Source organism: Paraglaciecola sp. (assembly GCF_039964565.1).
Lineage (GTDB): Bacteria > Pseudomonadota > Gammaproteobacteria > Enterobacterales > Alteromonadaceae > Paraglaciecola.
On sequence record NZ_JBDVXF010000030.1, the window covers coordinates 132,515 to 148,642 of the forward strand.

Annotated in this window: 10 protein-coding genes; 5 read left to right on the top strand and 5 right to left on the bottom strand. The window is 41.3% G+C overall.

Annotation, left to right across the window (positions count from 1 at the left end; genetic code table 11):
• Positions 1 to 29 precede the first annotated feature (29 nt).
• A complete protein-coding gene (locus ABJK37_RS13855; RefSeq protein WP_348354860.1) occupies positions 30 to 1,292 on the bottom strand; it encodes a serine hydrolase domain-containing protein in 1,263 nt (420 codons plus the stop codon).
• A gap of 287 nt (positions 1,293 to 1,579) precedes the next feature.
• Here ABJK37_RS13855 and ABJK37_RS13860 point away from each other — a divergent pair, with 287 nt between their 5' ends.
• Both ABJK37_RS13860 and ABJK37_RS13865 read left to right on the top strand, forming a co-directional pair.
• Positions 1,580 to 2,272 (top strand): FHA domain-containing protein, encoded by a 693-nt coding sequence (locus ABJK37_RS13860; RefSeq protein WP_348354864.1) that lies wholly within the window; start codon positions 1,580 to 1,582, stop codon positions 2,270 to 2,272.
• Between the two features lie 104 nt (positions 2,273 to 2,376).
• Positions 2,377 to 2,853, top strand: a complete 477-nt coding sequence (locus tag ABJK37_RS13865) for a hypothetical protein (protein WP_348354867.1) — start codon at positions 2,377 to 2,379, stop codon at positions 2,851 to 2,853.
• Between the two features lie 72 nt (positions 2,854 to 2,925).
• Here the strand turns inward: ABJK37_RS13865 and ABJK37_RS13870 are convergent, their stop codons facing one another.
• Entirely contained in the window at positions 2,926 to 3,852 is a 927-nt protein-coding gene (locus ABJK37_RS13870; RefSeq protein WP_348354870.1) for a hypothetical protein, read from the bottom strand.
• 1 nt (position 3,853) lies between these two features.
• On the bottom strand, positions 3,854 to 5,770 hold the full coding sequence (locus ABJK37_RS13875) for a hypothetical protein (protein WP_348354873.1): 1,917 nt from the start codon (positions 5,768 to 5,770) through the stop codon (positions 3,854 to 3,856).
• A 529-nt stretch (positions 5,771 to 6,299) separates the two neighbouring features.
• Here ABJK37_RS13875 and pnp point away from each other — a divergent pair.
• Positions 6,300 to 8,417 (top strand): polyribonucleotide nucleotidyltransferase, encoded by a 2,118-nt coding sequence (gene pnp / locus ABJK37_RS13880; protein ID WP_348354876.1) that lies wholly within the window; start codon positions 6,300 to 6,302, stop codon positions 8,415 to 8,417.
• 115 nt (positions 8,418 to 8,532) lie between these two features.
• Here the strand turns inward: pnp and ABJK37_RS13885 are convergent, their stop codons facing one another.
• A complete protein-coding gene (locus tag ABJK37_RS13885; RefSeq protein ID WP_348354879.1) occupies positions 8,533 to 9,651 on the bottom strand; it encodes a DcaP family trimeric outer membrane transporter in 1,119 nt (372 codons plus the stop codon).
• A 200-nt stretch (positions 9,652 to 9,851) separates the two neighbouring features.
• Here ABJK37_RS13885 and acs point away from each other — a divergent pair, with 200 nt between their 5' ends.
• Positions 9,852 to 11,792, top strand: a complete 1,941-nt coding sequence (gene acs / locus ABJK37_RS13890; protein ID WP_348354882.1) for an acetate--CoA ligase — start codon at positions 9,852 to 9,854, stop codon at positions 11,790 to 11,792.
• 15 nt (positions 11,793 to 11,807) lie between these two features.
• A complete protein-coding gene (locus tag ABJK37_RS13895; protein ID WP_348354885.1) occupies positions 11,808 to 12,461 on the top strand; it encodes a response regulator transcription factor in 654 nt (217 codons plus the stop codon).
• Here the strand turns inward: ABJK37_RS13895 and ABJK37_RS13900 are convergent.
• A complete protein-coding gene (locus ABJK37_RS13900) occupies positions 12,415 to 15,846 on the bottom strand; it encodes a PAS-domain containing protein (RefSeq protein ID WP_348354888.1) in 3,432 nt (1,143 codons plus the stop codon). The two genes, ABJK37_RS13895 and ABJK37_RS13900, sit on opposite strands and share 47 nt — an antisense overlap.
• Between the last annotated feature and the right edge of the window lie 282 nt (positions 15,847 to 16,128).

Consider the following 16,128-nt stretch of genomic DNA (forward strand, 5'->3'; position numbering starts at 1 on the left):
GATGCGCCGTTAGGCGCATCACTTCAGATTTAGTCTACTAATGCTTGATAGACAAGGTTTCTGAAATCATCGTGATAGCGATGAAAACCAATAGGTACAAATTGTGCCATTGATATCAGTACAATCTTCTCTTCTGGGTCGACTCTGAAATAAGTTGAAGCCATTCCTCCCCAGCCAAAGTTACCTTTTGAGCTCATAAAACCAGACATGCCAGGGTCAACAGTAACAGACATCGCGAGTCCAAACCCTTCTCCTTGAGAGCTTGAATTAAACGGAATCAAATGTTGCGGCATATGGTTGCTGGTCATATATTCAACGGTTTTTCTACCTAAGATCCTGACCCCATTTATCTCGCCACCATTTAGCATCATTTGGGCAAAGGTGAAATAATCCTGCATCGTAGAAACCAAGCCGCCGCCAGCATTGTGGATTTCTGGATCACTCTTGTAGTCACCTAGAGGTTCATTCTGCATGACTACCGTTTTACCGGTTTTTCTATCGGCGGTATAAATTTGCGTTAGTCTAGCTACTTTATCTGGTGCAACATAAAACCCAGTGTCTTTCATCCCAAGGGGCGAAAATATGGTTTGTTGCATATATTCACCTAATTTTTGACCACTTAGTTTTTCAATTAAGAAGCCAATAATGTCGGTAGATACGCCATAATTCCACGCAGAGCCTGGTTGGTGAACCAGAGGTATTGCTGCAATTTTAGATAAAATATTACTGCGACTTATTTCATCGGGATTGGCTTGCATTTTTTGGTACATTTTGTCCACTTCAGAGCCAGTGAAGCCATAACTTAACCCCGAGGTATGCATAAAAAGATCGATGATGCGAATTGGGGTTTTGGCATCTTCCACAACCATGTCCTCACCGGAACCACTTACATAAACTTTCATATTAGTAAATTCAGGTAGGTATTTTGAAATCGGATCAAACATGTGGAACTTGCCTTGTTCCCACAACGTCATAGCAGCGACTGCTGTAACGGGTTTCGACATAGAATAAATTCTAAAAATGGTATCCTCACTCATGGGAATACCGGCTGCTTTATCTTGCATGCCCTGAGCGTTTAAATAGGCAATTTTTCCATCTTTGGCGACTAATGTTAAGGTGCCAGCTAATTTACCTTGGTCAATATAAGATTGCATTACAGTCGCGATTCTATCTAAGCGTTCGGACGAGAAACCTAATGATTCAGCGGTGCTGACTATATTTTCAGCTTTGACTACTGTTGATTGGCAAGCCATCAATGTACAGCAAAGCATTAATCCAAAAATAAACTTCATAACATCTCCTTTACATTTTTTGAGTTGTCAGTTTAAACACAGTTGCTTTATGAGCAAGTTAATTTGAATGATTACATAATATATTGTGAGGTTATTCTTAAATGGAAAAATGAATTAAACAACAGAACGCCGTGTTTTGGATTAGTTAGTCACTACAGCAGAGTAAGGAACACAGCATTTTCGACGAAAATAGTGAAGATATGGCTTAAAAAGACTTGAACTGTCTACAAATAAAGATAAAACTGAAATTGTGGTACCTATAATCTTTTAATGGTTGGATTACTACAATGGAAAAACAAAAAAGTAAGCTAAGTCGTTTATATGGAGAGTTACGACGCAGAAATGTGTTAAATACCATTGTTTTGTATATAGTTACCTGTTGGATTATTTTGCAAGTTGGCAGTGTCGCCTTTCCAATTTTTGAAATTCACAATGACTATTACTATTGGTTGCTGGGGATATTTATCGTTTTTTTCCCTGTGGCAGTGAGTATTTCGTGGTTTTATAATCTAACGATAAATGGGTTTGTGCGTATTGCCCCGTTTTCAGAACGGCGAATGTTAAATAATATTGCTCCGGTTGTTGACCAGCGTGTTTCTCTTGATAAAAACAATAAAGCCCCAGTGCGTATAGATGGTTGGTATGTTAAGGCTGTGTCCGGTCCTGTAGAAGGGTTGGAGTATCGAATCGATAATGGGGTGACTATTGGTAGGGCTATTGAGTGTGAGATAACACTTTTGAGATCTTATATTTCACGCACGCATGCACGCTTTGTTGTTGCGGAAGAAATACTCTATATCGAAGATTTAAACTCTTCAAATGGCACTTTGGTGAATAACAAACGAATCAATCAACGTGTGCGATTGTATCAAGGAGACGAAATTCAGTTTAAAGATATTATTTTTAAAATTGACGAATATGCGACACAAAAACAGAGCAGTTTGTTGCTCAGTAAAACAACTTTAATTCGCAACAAATAGCCGTTGTGTTCGGTCAAAACTGCGATTCGTCTTTGTGCGTTTTATCAGTGTTTAACTGATAGCGGCAAGCATCTGAAATATAAAGATGTAGGTGTAATTTAGGTATGAAATTGATTCAAAAAATAATGACCACCTTTTGGCTTCTGGTGATTTCAACAGCATGTGATGCTAACAAAAGCGCTTTAATTAAAAAGAGCAATAATTCGGGTAACCGCGAGGGCCAAACATTGACTGAAAAAGAACAAATTTTGTCGAGTTTTAAGACGTTTTATTTTGATAGCGTATTACCTCAATCTGATAAAAAACAAGACCGAGAATTTGTAGCTGATTTAATTCAGTCACCACAAATTCCTCCTTCTGTTGAGCACATCAATTGTCAATCAGCAGCCATTCAGTTGTTAAAGTTACATCATCCGTCAAGTATTGAGGCACTGACGTTATACGGTTCTTTGGAAGAGTTACAACATTCAAAGGAATGTTGGTTCATTCATTACCAAAGTATGCTGAGCGGAGGTGTATCGGCATTTAAGGCACAATCCTCTGATCAATACCTTTTGGTTTTGCTAAACAGTGAGGGTTAATATTGTCGGCACTGCATAGGTTGCTCTAAAAAATGGCCTTATGTGACTATTGGTTTAATTTAAAAGTATCATTCAAATGGTGGCGTTATCACTTAAAAAATGGGCTCCGGCCTTTTCAATTTCATCAAACTTTTGTTTTTGTACACTGTCCAATTCGGCCTCTAAATAGATAATTGCTCGCGCAGCTCTTTCATACACAAAACTGCTGATAGGATCTTTTATTGTCGTGTTGTGTAATACGTTAAAGAGTTGTTCGATAATTGGGGTACTGAGTTCATTAATATGATCAAAGCGCAGTAATCTAGCTGCCCAGGTTTCTGAATAAAAATCACTGATATCTGCTTGCCCCAAATATACGGCGATCAATTCTGATTGTTGTTCAGCTTTTTCCATCGCCAAGATATCTGTTTTACGCTGCAGAGCATGTTTTGTTCGAGGTAACGTGTTTCGTTGAATAGCGGATAATTTATCATAGTAAGCCAAAGTGTTTTCATTGCTAATCGCCAATTCCGCTTTTTTTACTTCTGAATTAATTCTGTTTTCTAAATTGTGCAGATTTCCATTTGGTGCTAAAACGACTTTAGTTTCTAACAGTGTAGGTAACACATCTAATGCTTGAGAATGCTCTACAAGTACCTCATCAAAATAATTATTCGCTTTTTCAATAATATCTGTAGAACCAAATTCGGCTGTGGCTTGAATTACGTAAGCGGCACGTGCAATATCTTCGGCTGTGCGTATTTCTAGTTTAATTACCCTAAGTAAGACATCTAATATGTCTGATTTTTCATAGAACTTCATGACTTCAAGAGTATTTCTATATGCCGTTGCACTGTCGTCAGTCTTCAGGTTCGCTGCGATATACTCACCAATATCTTCAAGGGCAATTCCCCTTGGCACTAAAGGGGGGGTATAGATACCGCCATAAATATATTCTCCAAGTAGGCGATTTGCATCTTCTTCTCTATGTCGCACATCACTAAGTGTAGTTAAATCCATCTTACCAATCCTCTATTACGTTTGCACCGCGAGTTCTAAAACGATCTACTGCGTCAATACGCCCGAAAATTGCGTCACCATCATTGTTCTGTGCGGGATCAAAAAATGCGTAGCGCACGGTATACGCCCCGCCACATATCCGTTTTGTGGCATCTACCGTGTTGGTTTGTGATGTCCCTGTTCCAGACATTAATTCAGAAGGACCATTTGCATCGGCATTGTCAGTGTGGAAAGCATCACAAAGAACATGCCCTGCTTCATGCGGAAATGTGAAGGGTAAGTTATCAGAGCCATCCATTACTGCTCCACTAGATGATGTCGCTCCCATTATAGCGGCCCATCTTAACGATACAGCCGGTCGAAACGCTGCATTTAAATCACTAGCAGGAACAAAAGCTCGGCCTCGTAATCCTGCTCTATCAAAACCTCCCACGACAAAACAGTCTAATCTATCATCCGTTCCAGTAACAGATCTCAAAATACGCCTGAAATCTATAGTAGTAGGGATTACGGCTCCATTGGTATCTCGTGAAATTACGCTATTAATGTTAACTCTTGCTACATCTATGGTCACTCGCGTATCCGTAGTTGATTCATTGTAGATGACAACTCTATGGCCATCATTTGCAGTTATAATAATATCGGCTGATGCCGTTGCCGCATTAAAAGCACGGGCATTTTCGGCTACTTGTGCTCCAAACTCTGAAGGTAACGCTGCAACTATCGCTTGACTGATTTGTAGCGGCGTCATTCCCGCGGTTAAGGTGACTTTCACTTCTGGATCTGTTGCTGTTCTGAGTATAGACAAAATAGAGCCAACCAAGCCAGAGCCTGGCGGAGTGCCCAATTTAAAAGACAAGGTTGAGGCATTAGAGGATGCATCGCTACCACTTGCTGTTCTTCCATGATCCTGACAAATAACCAACATGTTAGGGGCGGGAGGGTCAACAAACTCAACTTCAGGAGCAACCAGTTTTGGGGCCAAGTTTGCCTGTGCGTAAGCTCGCCGAAACCATTTCATTGTACGTAAACGCAGCATTTCTTCCGTAATCCCACCAACAATAGAGGTGTCATCGCCGGGTACTTGTCGAAAAGCGTGTAAGCATAATTTTAGACGCTTTTTATTATTTCCTACTGGGAGTTCTGTAACCGTTGCACATTTATGTGGGTCTGCAGCTTCACAAGATTTGAGCTGTACAGATGCCCTTATTCTTTGGTCTAATATGTCGACGCTATCTGCCTCTGTCCCTTTTCCATCAGCTGTGTCAGTCACTAACAGCGTTTGGTCTGGAACGGTATTTTTATCTGCTTCGTCTGAAACAATCCGCAGATAGGCTGAACGAAAAATATGAGGATTTCCTCCACTTACAGGATCACATGTGACTTCAAGTTTTCTCTTTGTCGCTTCAGCCCCCTTAAAATTAATATGGCTGGTAATTCCTCCCACTACACTAGGCTTTAGCGCTGTCAAAACGACATCTACGGTTCCTGGTTTCTCTAAATCACACACTTCTACTTTAAAGGTATCTGGATCAGCATCGCCAGCAGCATGAAAACCAAAACCCGCCGGAAAAGCGCTAGTACCATTACTTCCTCCCTTGTTGGTACGATAGTTACTTATATCAATATGACTAAGAGTCAGGTCATCTAAATAGGGGGCATTTGCTGAACCGTGAACAAAACGAATTTTAGGAGTAGGGTGACCGTAACGTTTAAATTGGTGTTTGCTTTCAGTGGCGCTAGGATGAGTTTTGGTGGTTATATCTGGGACAGTAACAGAATCCCCCTTTTTTAATGGTCGTTTCAGAAAATCTGAATTTTTTGCCTCAGCACGCAAAGTGTCACAGTTTTTAAAGCCATGTTCCATTGCAATACTGCATAAACTCTCCCCTTCTTTGGCTGTCACTAACTTGGTCATTAAATTCTCCTAAAATAGCTTTTTAAGCTTTGCTCCATTTTTAATACAAGGTCGTCAGACATATAGGGTTTTGGCTATATTTTTCCAGAATTATCATTAAATATTGGATTGGCAACGCAACTTATTCTTAACACAATAGACTAAGTTGAATCTGCTAAACCCGCAACAGCTAGCCAAGTTAACCCCTCTAGCAGTATAAGTAAAACAACGGAAATTTTTCATAAAAAATTAATATTTATTTTAGCTCAACAATCCCGACAGTGGTCGAATGATAATTAGTATAGTTTGAACAAATGATTGCAGCGGTTTATAGGTTTACTGGCGGGGCGATTGAGCTCAATTTGTAATTTTACAATCTAACATTCATTAACAATTTTTTAGCTTAGCGATATCCCTTAAATTTCAGTCTGAAAAGTGTATTTTTAACGGATTTGGGTATACACTATGCGCCGCATTTGAAAGCGATATAAAGAAAGCAAAAAGTGTATTGTCCTAAGAGGGGCAATTTTAAATTATATAAAGGAAAAAAATGACTCCTATTACTAAAACTTTTCAGTATGGTCAGCATACTGTTACTCTAGAAACGGGCGTGATTGCTCGTCAAGCCACGGCCGCTGTTATGGCAAGCATGGATGACACTTGTGTACTAGTGTCTGTTGTTGGTAAAAAAGATACCAAGCCAGGTCAAGACTTCTTCCCATTAACGGTTAATTATCAAGAAAAAACTTACGCTGCAGGTAAAATTCCTGGTGGTTTTTTCAAGCGTGAAGGTCGACCTTCTGAGTACGAAACCCTTACTTCTCGTTTAATCGATCGTCCAATTCGTCCTTTATTCCCTGATGGGTTTATGAACGAAGTACAAATTATTGTGACTGTAGTGTCTGCTAACCCAGAAATCCCTACCGACATTATTTCTCTTATTGGTACCTCAGCAGCGCTTGCTATTTCAGGTATGCCTTTTAATGGCCCTGTAGGTGCAGCCCGTGTGGGTTACACAGACGAGCAATACGTATTAAACACTCGCACTTCTGAATTAGAAGCAAGCCAACTTGACTTAGTCGTTGCTGGTACTGAAAACGCAGTACTGATGGTTGAATCTGAAGCTGACATTTTGTCTGAAGAAGTGATGCTTGGTGCGGTAATGTACGGTCACGAACAATTACAAACTGTAATTGGTGCAATCAGCGAATTTGCCGCTGAGGTGAATACACCTAAGTGGGATTGGCAGCCAGAGCCAGAAAATACGTCTTTGAAAGACAAAGTAAAAACCTTGGCTGAAGCGGGTATTACCGAAGCTTACCAAATCTCTGACAAGATGGAGCGAAAAGACGCCATCACTGCGCTAACTAACAGTACGGTTGAAGCGATTGTGGCTGAAGACGAAGCTCAAGATGCTAAAGAAGTGTCTGAGTTAGTTCACGAATTAGAAAGTGATGTAGTACGTTCACGCATTCTTGCTGGTCAGCCGCGTATCGACGGTCGTGATCCTGCGATGATCCGTGCGCTTAATGTTGCTACAGGCTTGTTACCTCGTACTCATGGTTCAGCTTTGTTCACGCGTGGTGAAACCCAAGCTATCGTTGCCGCTACTTTAGGTACAGAGCGTGATGCACAAATGATTGACGGCTTAAACGGTAAAGAAGACAGCCGCTTCATGCTTCACTATAACTTCCCTCCATACTGTGTAGGCGAAACGGGTTTTGTTGGCTCGCCTAAGCGTCGCGAAATTGGCCACGGCCGTTTAGCAAAACGTGGTATTCAAGCGGTTATGCCGACTGAAAAAGAATTCCCGTATGTAGTACGCGTGGTATCTGAAATCACAGAATCAAATGGTTCGTCTTCAATGGCTTCTGTTTGTGGTACTTCTCTAGCATTGATGGACGCGGGTGTACCCATTAAGGCTTCTGTTGCTGGTATTGCAATGGGTCTAGTGAAAAGTGATGAAAACTTCGTAGTATTGTCTGACATCTTAGGTGATGAAGATCACTTAGGTGACATGGACTTTAAAGTAGCCGGCACGACTGGTGGTATTACTGCACTACAAATGGATATCAAAATCGAAGGTATCACTAAAGAAATCATGCAGGTTGCTTTGAAACAAGCAAAAGAAGCCCGTTTGCATATTCTTGGTGTAATGGATCAAGCGATTTCTGGTCACCGTGAAGAGATGTCTGAGTTCGCTCCTCGCATCTACAAAATGCAGGTTGATAAAGAAAAAATCCGTGACGTAATCGGTAAAGGTGGTGCGATGATCCGTGCTATTACTGAAGAGTCTGAGTGTAATATCGAAATCGAAGATGATGGTACTATCAAGATTTTTGCGACTGAGTTAGCTAAAGCTCAAATCGCCATTTCAAAAATTGAGCAAGTCACTGCAGAAGTTGAATCGGGTAAAACCTATTCGGGTAAAGTGACACGCATAGTCGACTTTGGTGCCTTCGTTGAAATTTTACCTGGTAAAGAAGGTTTAGTTCATATTTCACAAATCGCTCACGAACGTGTTAACAAGGTATCTGACTTCTTAGAAGAAGGTCAAATCATTGACGTTAAGGTTGTTGAAATCGACCGTCAAAACCGTGTACGTTTGAGTATCAAAGACTTGACTGAAAAACCAGCGGCGCCAGAAGCGGCCGAAGGAAACGAATAGAAGTTGATTTGTAGTTAACTATTAAAAAAGGAGCCAATCGGCTCCTTTTTTATTAGTGCAATTATTACTACTGATTCGCGAGCCTATCATTTATAAGTTGATAGATTTATTTATCTTATAAAGTAAACTTCACCGATGTTTGTAAGTAAGTAGAATCTAGATCCAAACCCGCGTCATCAACCACATATTTGCCAAGTTCAACACCAATAATCATGTTAGGGGTATACTGCTTAATAAGGTTGATTGCGTAGTGAGAACGGTCATGTCCAAGAATATCGGTTTCGCCATTGCCGTAAAATATAGTACTACGATAGGTATCGCTCCACATTCTTCTGTAACCTAGATACCAAGCAGTTGTCTCTTCTGCTTTTGTTTCGTCAGTTATTGGGTCAACCACGATATCCGTGGCTAAGGTTATTCCTGCATAACGGCCCGACTCACCTAAGGTTACTTGAAAACGAATATCGTCATTTCCAATAGCGTTGATCTTACCGGAAAGACTTAGCGCCGTTGCAGTGGCATCAATCCCGCCTTGGTCAACTTTTCTTAACAATCCTGCGATGCTGGCTTGGCCCCAATCACCTTTAAAGTTATATCTGGCCACAAAATCTGGGAGCTTACTATCGGGGTCATTATTGCTGCCTGTTACACCAACATTACCGGAGCCACCGTTGCCATCACTGTCTCCATATGTTTGTGAGTTTTCTAGCGCAAACTGCCAATTTCCTATGGAGTAGCGAATTTGAACTTGCCTAATGAATACTTCGGCGACCATTGGTCCACCAAAATCCAAAGTTTCAAGTAATGCGGCGAGCGGCATGAACGTTGACCATGTTTGGCCTATTAACCAGTTTTTATTTTTGACAAAACCATGGCGCAAGCGCGGGTTGACTGAATTACTGATGATTTCGTTACCACCTCCGCCATAAAAATCCATTTCAACAAAGCCAGTCCAGTCGCCATGTACATAAGAAATATTAAATCGACTTTCTTTGATATTTAAACCGAGTTTGGAGGTCTCGACTGCTCCAGGATTATTACCAATCCAATAATCCTGATAATTTAAATCGCCATTTACATAACGGGCGTCTGCTTTTAAGTAGCCACCAAACTTTATTTTGTCGCCGTTTTTGAAGTCTATTTCTAGCGGATCGGCATTTGCCATTAAACTAATGAGGCTTGTACCCATAAGCAATATACTAAGTGCTGAGGTTTTCTTTATAATGTTATTCATATGTCTGTCCCAGAGTGTTAAAACTTTGTAAACTCTGGACCACAATTATCAAATTTTATATAAGCTCATGGTCTATAAGACCAAGGTCGCACAAAAAATGAATCAGAAAATATACCTCTTAAGACCAAAGTCTTATTTCTAAGTTTTCAGAGGAGAATAAAGTATCTAGATGAAATTTTTACAGAGTATGGAGTGTAAACATGGTAGATGAAGTATATCCGGTGCCTGAGCAGGCAAAAGAAAATAGCCATTTAACCGAGCAACGTTATCTTGAGCTTTATAAGCAGTCAGTCGAGTCTCCTGATATATTTTGGGCGGAACAAGCCAAAAGATTGGACTGGTACAAAACTCCCAGTGTTATTAAAAATACCTCTTTCGATCCGAATAATTTATCCATTAAATGGTTTGAGGATGGTGAGCTCAACGTTTCTTATAACTGTATAGATAGGCACTTGGCAGAACGTGGTGATGTTACCGCTATTATCTGGGAAGGAGACGATCCTCAGTCTGACGATTTAATTAGCTATCAACGTTTACACGACGAAGTAGCAAAGCTCGCAAATGGATTAAAAAAATTAGGCGTCGTCAAGGGCGACAGAGTGGCGATATACATGCCTATGGTCCCTCAAGCTGCCTATGCGATGCTCGCTTGCGCGAGAATTGGCGCAGTGCATTCGGTCATCTTTGGTGGTTTCTCACCAAACGCTATCGCAGATCGTATCGAAAACTGTGGTGCGAAAGTCATAATAACCGCTGACCAAGGTTTGCGAGCGGGTAAAACTGTGCCATTAAAAGCCAATGTAGATATCGCACTTGCAGAGCATGAGTGCGCGACTTTGGAACAGGTTGTAGTGTTTAAACACGTTGGTCTAGACGTAGATTGGCATTCAAAAGATTTATGGTGGCATGAGCTGGTTGCAGATTGTCCAGCTGAATGCGAACCAGAAGTCATGAATGCCGAAGACCCTTTATTTATTTTGTATACATCAGGTTCTACCGGTCAACCTAAAGGTGTGGTGCACACTACAGGTGGTTATCTGTTATATGTTGCCATGACTCACGAATATGTATTCGATTATCAAAAAGATGAAGTGTTTTGGTGTGCGGCTGATGTGGGGTGGATAACTGGTCACAGTTACATGGTTTACGGTCCATTGGCAAATGGAGCCACAACAGTGTTGTTTGAAGGTGTACCTACTTATCCAGATGTTCGCCGGATTGGACAAGTGGTCGACAAACATAAAATTGAAATTTTGTACACCGCTCCAACTGCAATTCGAGCACTAATGGCACAAGGTGATCGTGCGGTAGAGGGGTTCAGCGGAGAATCATTACGTCTACTTGGATCTGTCGGCGAACCGATTAATCCAGAAGCTTGGAGCTGGTATCACGAAAAAGTGGGTAAAGCACGTTGCCCCATTGTAGATACCTGGTGGCAAACTGAAACTGGTGGGATGATGATTTCGCCATTGCCTAGCATTACACCTTTAAAACCGGGCTCAGCTACACGGCCTTTATTCGGAATTCAACCCGCATTAGTTGATAGTGAAGGTAATGAGCTTGAAGGTGCAACTGAAGGTAACTTGATTATTAAAGACAGTTGGCCTGCTCAAGCGCGCACCGTTTATGGTGATCACGAACGCTTTGTGCAAACTTATTTTACAACCTACAAGGGTAACTATTTTACTGGGGATGGAGCGAGGCGAGATGAAGATAGTTACTTTTGGATAACAGGGCGAGTAGATGATGTGTTGAATGTTTCAGGCCATCGTCTCGGCACAGCCGAAATTGAAAGTGCGTTAGTCTCGCACCCAGCCATTGCAGAGGCCGCTGTGGTTGGCTACCCACATGATATAAAGGGTCAAGGGATTTACGTTTATGTCACGCCAATTGAAGGCGTAGTGTGTGATGACACGTTAACTAAAGATGTGAAGAATTGGATTCGAAAAGAACTGAGTCCAATTGCCACGCCAGATTTAATTCAATGGACTCAAGCGTTACCGAAAACACGATCTGGCAAAATAATGCGTAGAATTTTGCGTAAAATTGCTGCCAACGAATATGATCAGTTGGGAGACACGTCTACATTGGCAGACCCTTCAGTTGTTGATACACTCATTGCACATAGAGCAAACAAATAACAACAAAGTAACAATATGGCAACCTTGCTAATTGCAGATGATCATCCATTATATCGAGACGCTATACGAGGAGCATTAATAAACAGTTTCAAGCAACTTACGTTGCTTGAGGCTGCCGACTTACACGAAACGGTCGAGATGCTGCATCAAAATAATCATATCGATTTATTATTACTTGACCTGCATATGCCAGGTAGTGGTGATCTTTTCGGATTGATACATATTCGTAAAATTTTTCCTGAATTACCCGTCGCAGTGATATCCGGTCTGGACGACCCAGACATTATCTCAAAAGTCATCAATTTAGGCGCAATGGGGTTTGTGCCAAAAACCACAAGTGCCTCACAAATTGCATTGGCAGTGACCAGTATGCTCGAGGGAGACCTGTGGTTACCGGAAAGCTATGCCACTGATGACGTTGAATTAGACAATGAATTCGCTGAGTTAGCCCTTAAAGTGGCTAGTCTTACTCCTGCACAATATAAGGTCTTGTGTTATATGCGTGATGGGCTTTTGAACAAACAAATTGGTTATAATTTGGATATTGCGACGGCAACTGTCAAAGCACACGTTACAGCCATTTTTAAGAAGCTCCATATTAACAACCGCACTCAAGCCGTGCTTATCGCCTCACGCCTTCAGCTTGCACCGCCTGAAGTAGGGCTCTGAGTTTAGCTGGTTTCAGGGGTTTACTTAAATAACTGCAATTTGCATTAAAAGCTTCAGTGACAACTTCGTCATCTTGATTGGCAGTGACCAAAATAGCGGGGATCGGGTAGCCAAGAAACTTACGCATTTTGGCAATAAGTTGCAGTCCGTTTTCTTCACTTTCTAAATGATAATCCATTAAAACTACTTGTGGCTCACTAAGTTTGAGCTGTGCCATTGCTTCGTGAGGAGTAAGGGCTGTTGTGACATGCACTTGCCATTTGGCTAATAAAGTCAACATGGCGTCAAGATTTTCTTGTTTATCATCGACGCATAAGACCCGTAGAGCAGCCAATCCCACTTTATTCGTACTTACCTTGTCTAGACCTAAAGACTTCTGTTCGCTACAGCTTGGCAATTCGATTGAAAAACAACTTCCTCTCCCGAGAATAGAGCGCACTTGTACCTGTGTACTTAATTGTTGACTAAGACGAGCTACTACTCCTAACCCTAAGCCGACACCATGTTGACTGTGATCCCCTGAACGATAAAAATCACCAAAAATGTTTTTTAGTTCCTCCTGATGAATGCCTGTACCCGTATCCCAAATTTGCAATAACACTTTGGTTTTTCTTTTTCGTACACTCAGTAACACTCGTCCTTGGGGCGTATATTTAATTGCGTTAGATAACAAGTTTTGCAAAATTCTATACAAATAAGTGCGGTCAGTCTTAACCCATAGGTCTTGTATTTTGCACGTTAATAGCAAACCTTTTTCTTCGGCTTGCATAGTGAGTTCACCTATCAAAGGTGTGACTAACGCTTTTATAGATACTGCGCTATAACGTGGTTTCATATCCCCTTGGTCTAACCGGGCAATATCTAACAAGGTGGCAATTAAGGCTTCGCTGGCGTTAAGGCTATCACCTAATTTTTGTACTATTTGGCCGGTATTTGTTTCCAGAGTCGCTTCTTGCAATGCACTCAAATAAAGCTTTGCTGCATTGAGTGGTTGCAAAATATCATGGCTGGCAAGGGCAAGGAGATGAGTTTTATTTGAGTTAGCTTCCTCAGCAGTTTTTCGAGCACTAACTAGCTCCTTTTCTGCTTCACCGCGGCGTTGAATTTCCAGATGTAGTTCGGCATTGATGGTTTGCACTTCTTCGGAGCGTTTTTGGATACGATTTTGCAGATCAATATTGGCTTCTTTGAGAGCTTTTTGAATTTCTATATGTTGTGTGACGTCGTTAAAACTGGTCACAAAACCACCACCAGGTAAAGGGTTACCAACCATTTCAATTACCCGTCCATCGCTGCGTTGCCTTAAAAATTTATGACTGGTACCGCTGCGCATGTGGTCAAGACGTTTTTGAACTAAGGTGTCGACGTTTCCTACACCGCAATCACCATTTTCGGCGTTATAACGGATTAAGGTCTCGATAGGAGTGCCAACGGCGACCAAATTTTCGGGGTAATTGAATAAATCAATATAACTTTTATTCCAAGCGACTAAATTAAGGTTTTTATCAATTACGCTGATACCTTGTTCAAGACTTTCCAAAGAGGTAAATAAGGCACTGATATTAAATTGGATCGCTTGGGTGGTTTCATCAAAAAAGTTCACAACTTCTTCAAAGTTGAGGCGTTTACCACTTAACGCACTATCCACCAAGGCTTTTGCACTCGAAGCGCCTATGACTCCACCTAGCGCACGTTCACTGAAAATCACAAAGTCTTTCAGTGGTCTGTCTGTCAAAGTAAGCGTCACACCTTGGCGTTGTTGATATTCCTGAACTAACATTTGGCAGCGACCTTCACCTAAAAACGTGGATAACATGGTGATCAAATCTTGCACGGTAGTGTTTAATGGATACTTTTCGTTGTGCCCATCCCTAGTGTCAACGGAGGTGACATAAGCCTCTGCCTGAATCCGATCAATCAAACGAGTTTGTGAAAACATAGAGAAGACTACATATGCGAAGATGTTCGCTAGTAAACTTAAAATCGCTCCTTCGCTGATCGTTGTGCTTTGCAGTATCATGTCGGGACTGTCGTTAATTATCGGTAAAATCAACCACAACACCCAAACGAATACCCCCACAATAAGTCCCGCGTATACACCATGAGCATGACCTCGTTTCCAATATAACCCTCCTACAATTGCTGGTAATAACTGGATTACTAAAGAAAATGCAATAAAACCAATTGATGCAAGGGAACGACTGTTGGTCATTTGCTGTTGATAAATGAAAGCCAGTAATAACAACATACCGATAACAATACGGCGGATAAGTAGAATAGTGCGAGTGAAATCGACACTGGGTTGTTGGTGGTCGCGTGCTGCCAAGAACTTGGGCAAAATCACGTCATTAGTCAACATGGTACTCAAGGTCAATGTGGCCACCACTATCATCGCGGTTGCGGCTGATAATCCACCTATAAAAACCAACATTTTTAATAACAATGATTCTGACATGATAGCTAAGCCAAGTACGTAGGTGTCTGGCTCATTGCCACTGGCCCCTAACATTGCCTTACCTGCAATTGCAATAACTGGGATGACTACTGCAATAGCTGTTAGATAAATTGGAAACAACCATCGAGCCGTTTTTAAATGGCTTAGGCTGAGGTTATCGATGACAGCAACATGGAATTGACGGGGTAGGCAAATGACCGCAGCAGCAGCCATCAAAGTTTGTGCCCAAAAAGTTGTAGATTGAAAGTTGTCTAACGCTTCATAACTCGTAAATGTCGCCAACAGAAAACCACTGTTTTGTTGTTCCCACCAGTAATATCCATAAAGCGCTACTCCAATCAAAGCTGCGAGCTTTATGATCGATTCGAACGAAATTGCGAGTATTAAACCGCGCCGATATTCTGTTACATCAGGCCGCTTAGTGCCAAAATAAATGGAAAATAAGGCAATAAACAAGGTCGCACCTAGCACCACGCTATTGGTGTCTTTTTGTCCAGATACCAGTACAAATGCCGAACCTATGGCTTTGAGTTGCAATGCGATATACGGAATAGTGGCGAGTAAAGCAATAATGGTAACCAGTAGGGCGACGGTTTGCCTCTTGCCGTATCGTGAAGAGATAAAGTCTGCAATGGTGGTAATATGCTGTTTTTTACTGACTTGTGTTAGTTTTAATAAAAAACGATAGCCAAATAAGTACAATAAAATTGGACCTAGTAAAATTGGCAGATAACTCCAAGTATTTCTCGTTGCTTCCCCAACAGACCCAAAAAACGTCCAAGCCGTGCAATAAATCGCCAAAGCTAACGAATAAATAGCCGGATGAGATGTCAGTTTTTTGGCCTTAGCAGAGTGACTGTCACCCCATTGCGCCAACCAAAACAAACACGCCAAATAGACTATCGCCAGTACGACCCACCCAAATGCCATACTTATCCTTTCAACAATCGAAAAATAGATTACGTGACTCTACCACAGCTTTATGGTCTTTCTTAGTAAGACCTTGGTCTCATTGACTTTTGTTGTTGCAAAGGGAAACTAAAGGCTGTTTAGTGTTTAGTTATCTGGATAGGATCTCATTAAATTAAAAAAGGTGTAGTTTGTAGCGACAACACATTTGCTCAGTGACTATTGCACCCTCTTTAACCTCGATTAAACTACACTTAAAATCGTTTCGCGCTTATCTCTCGTTTGTTGTAAGCCACAACAAAT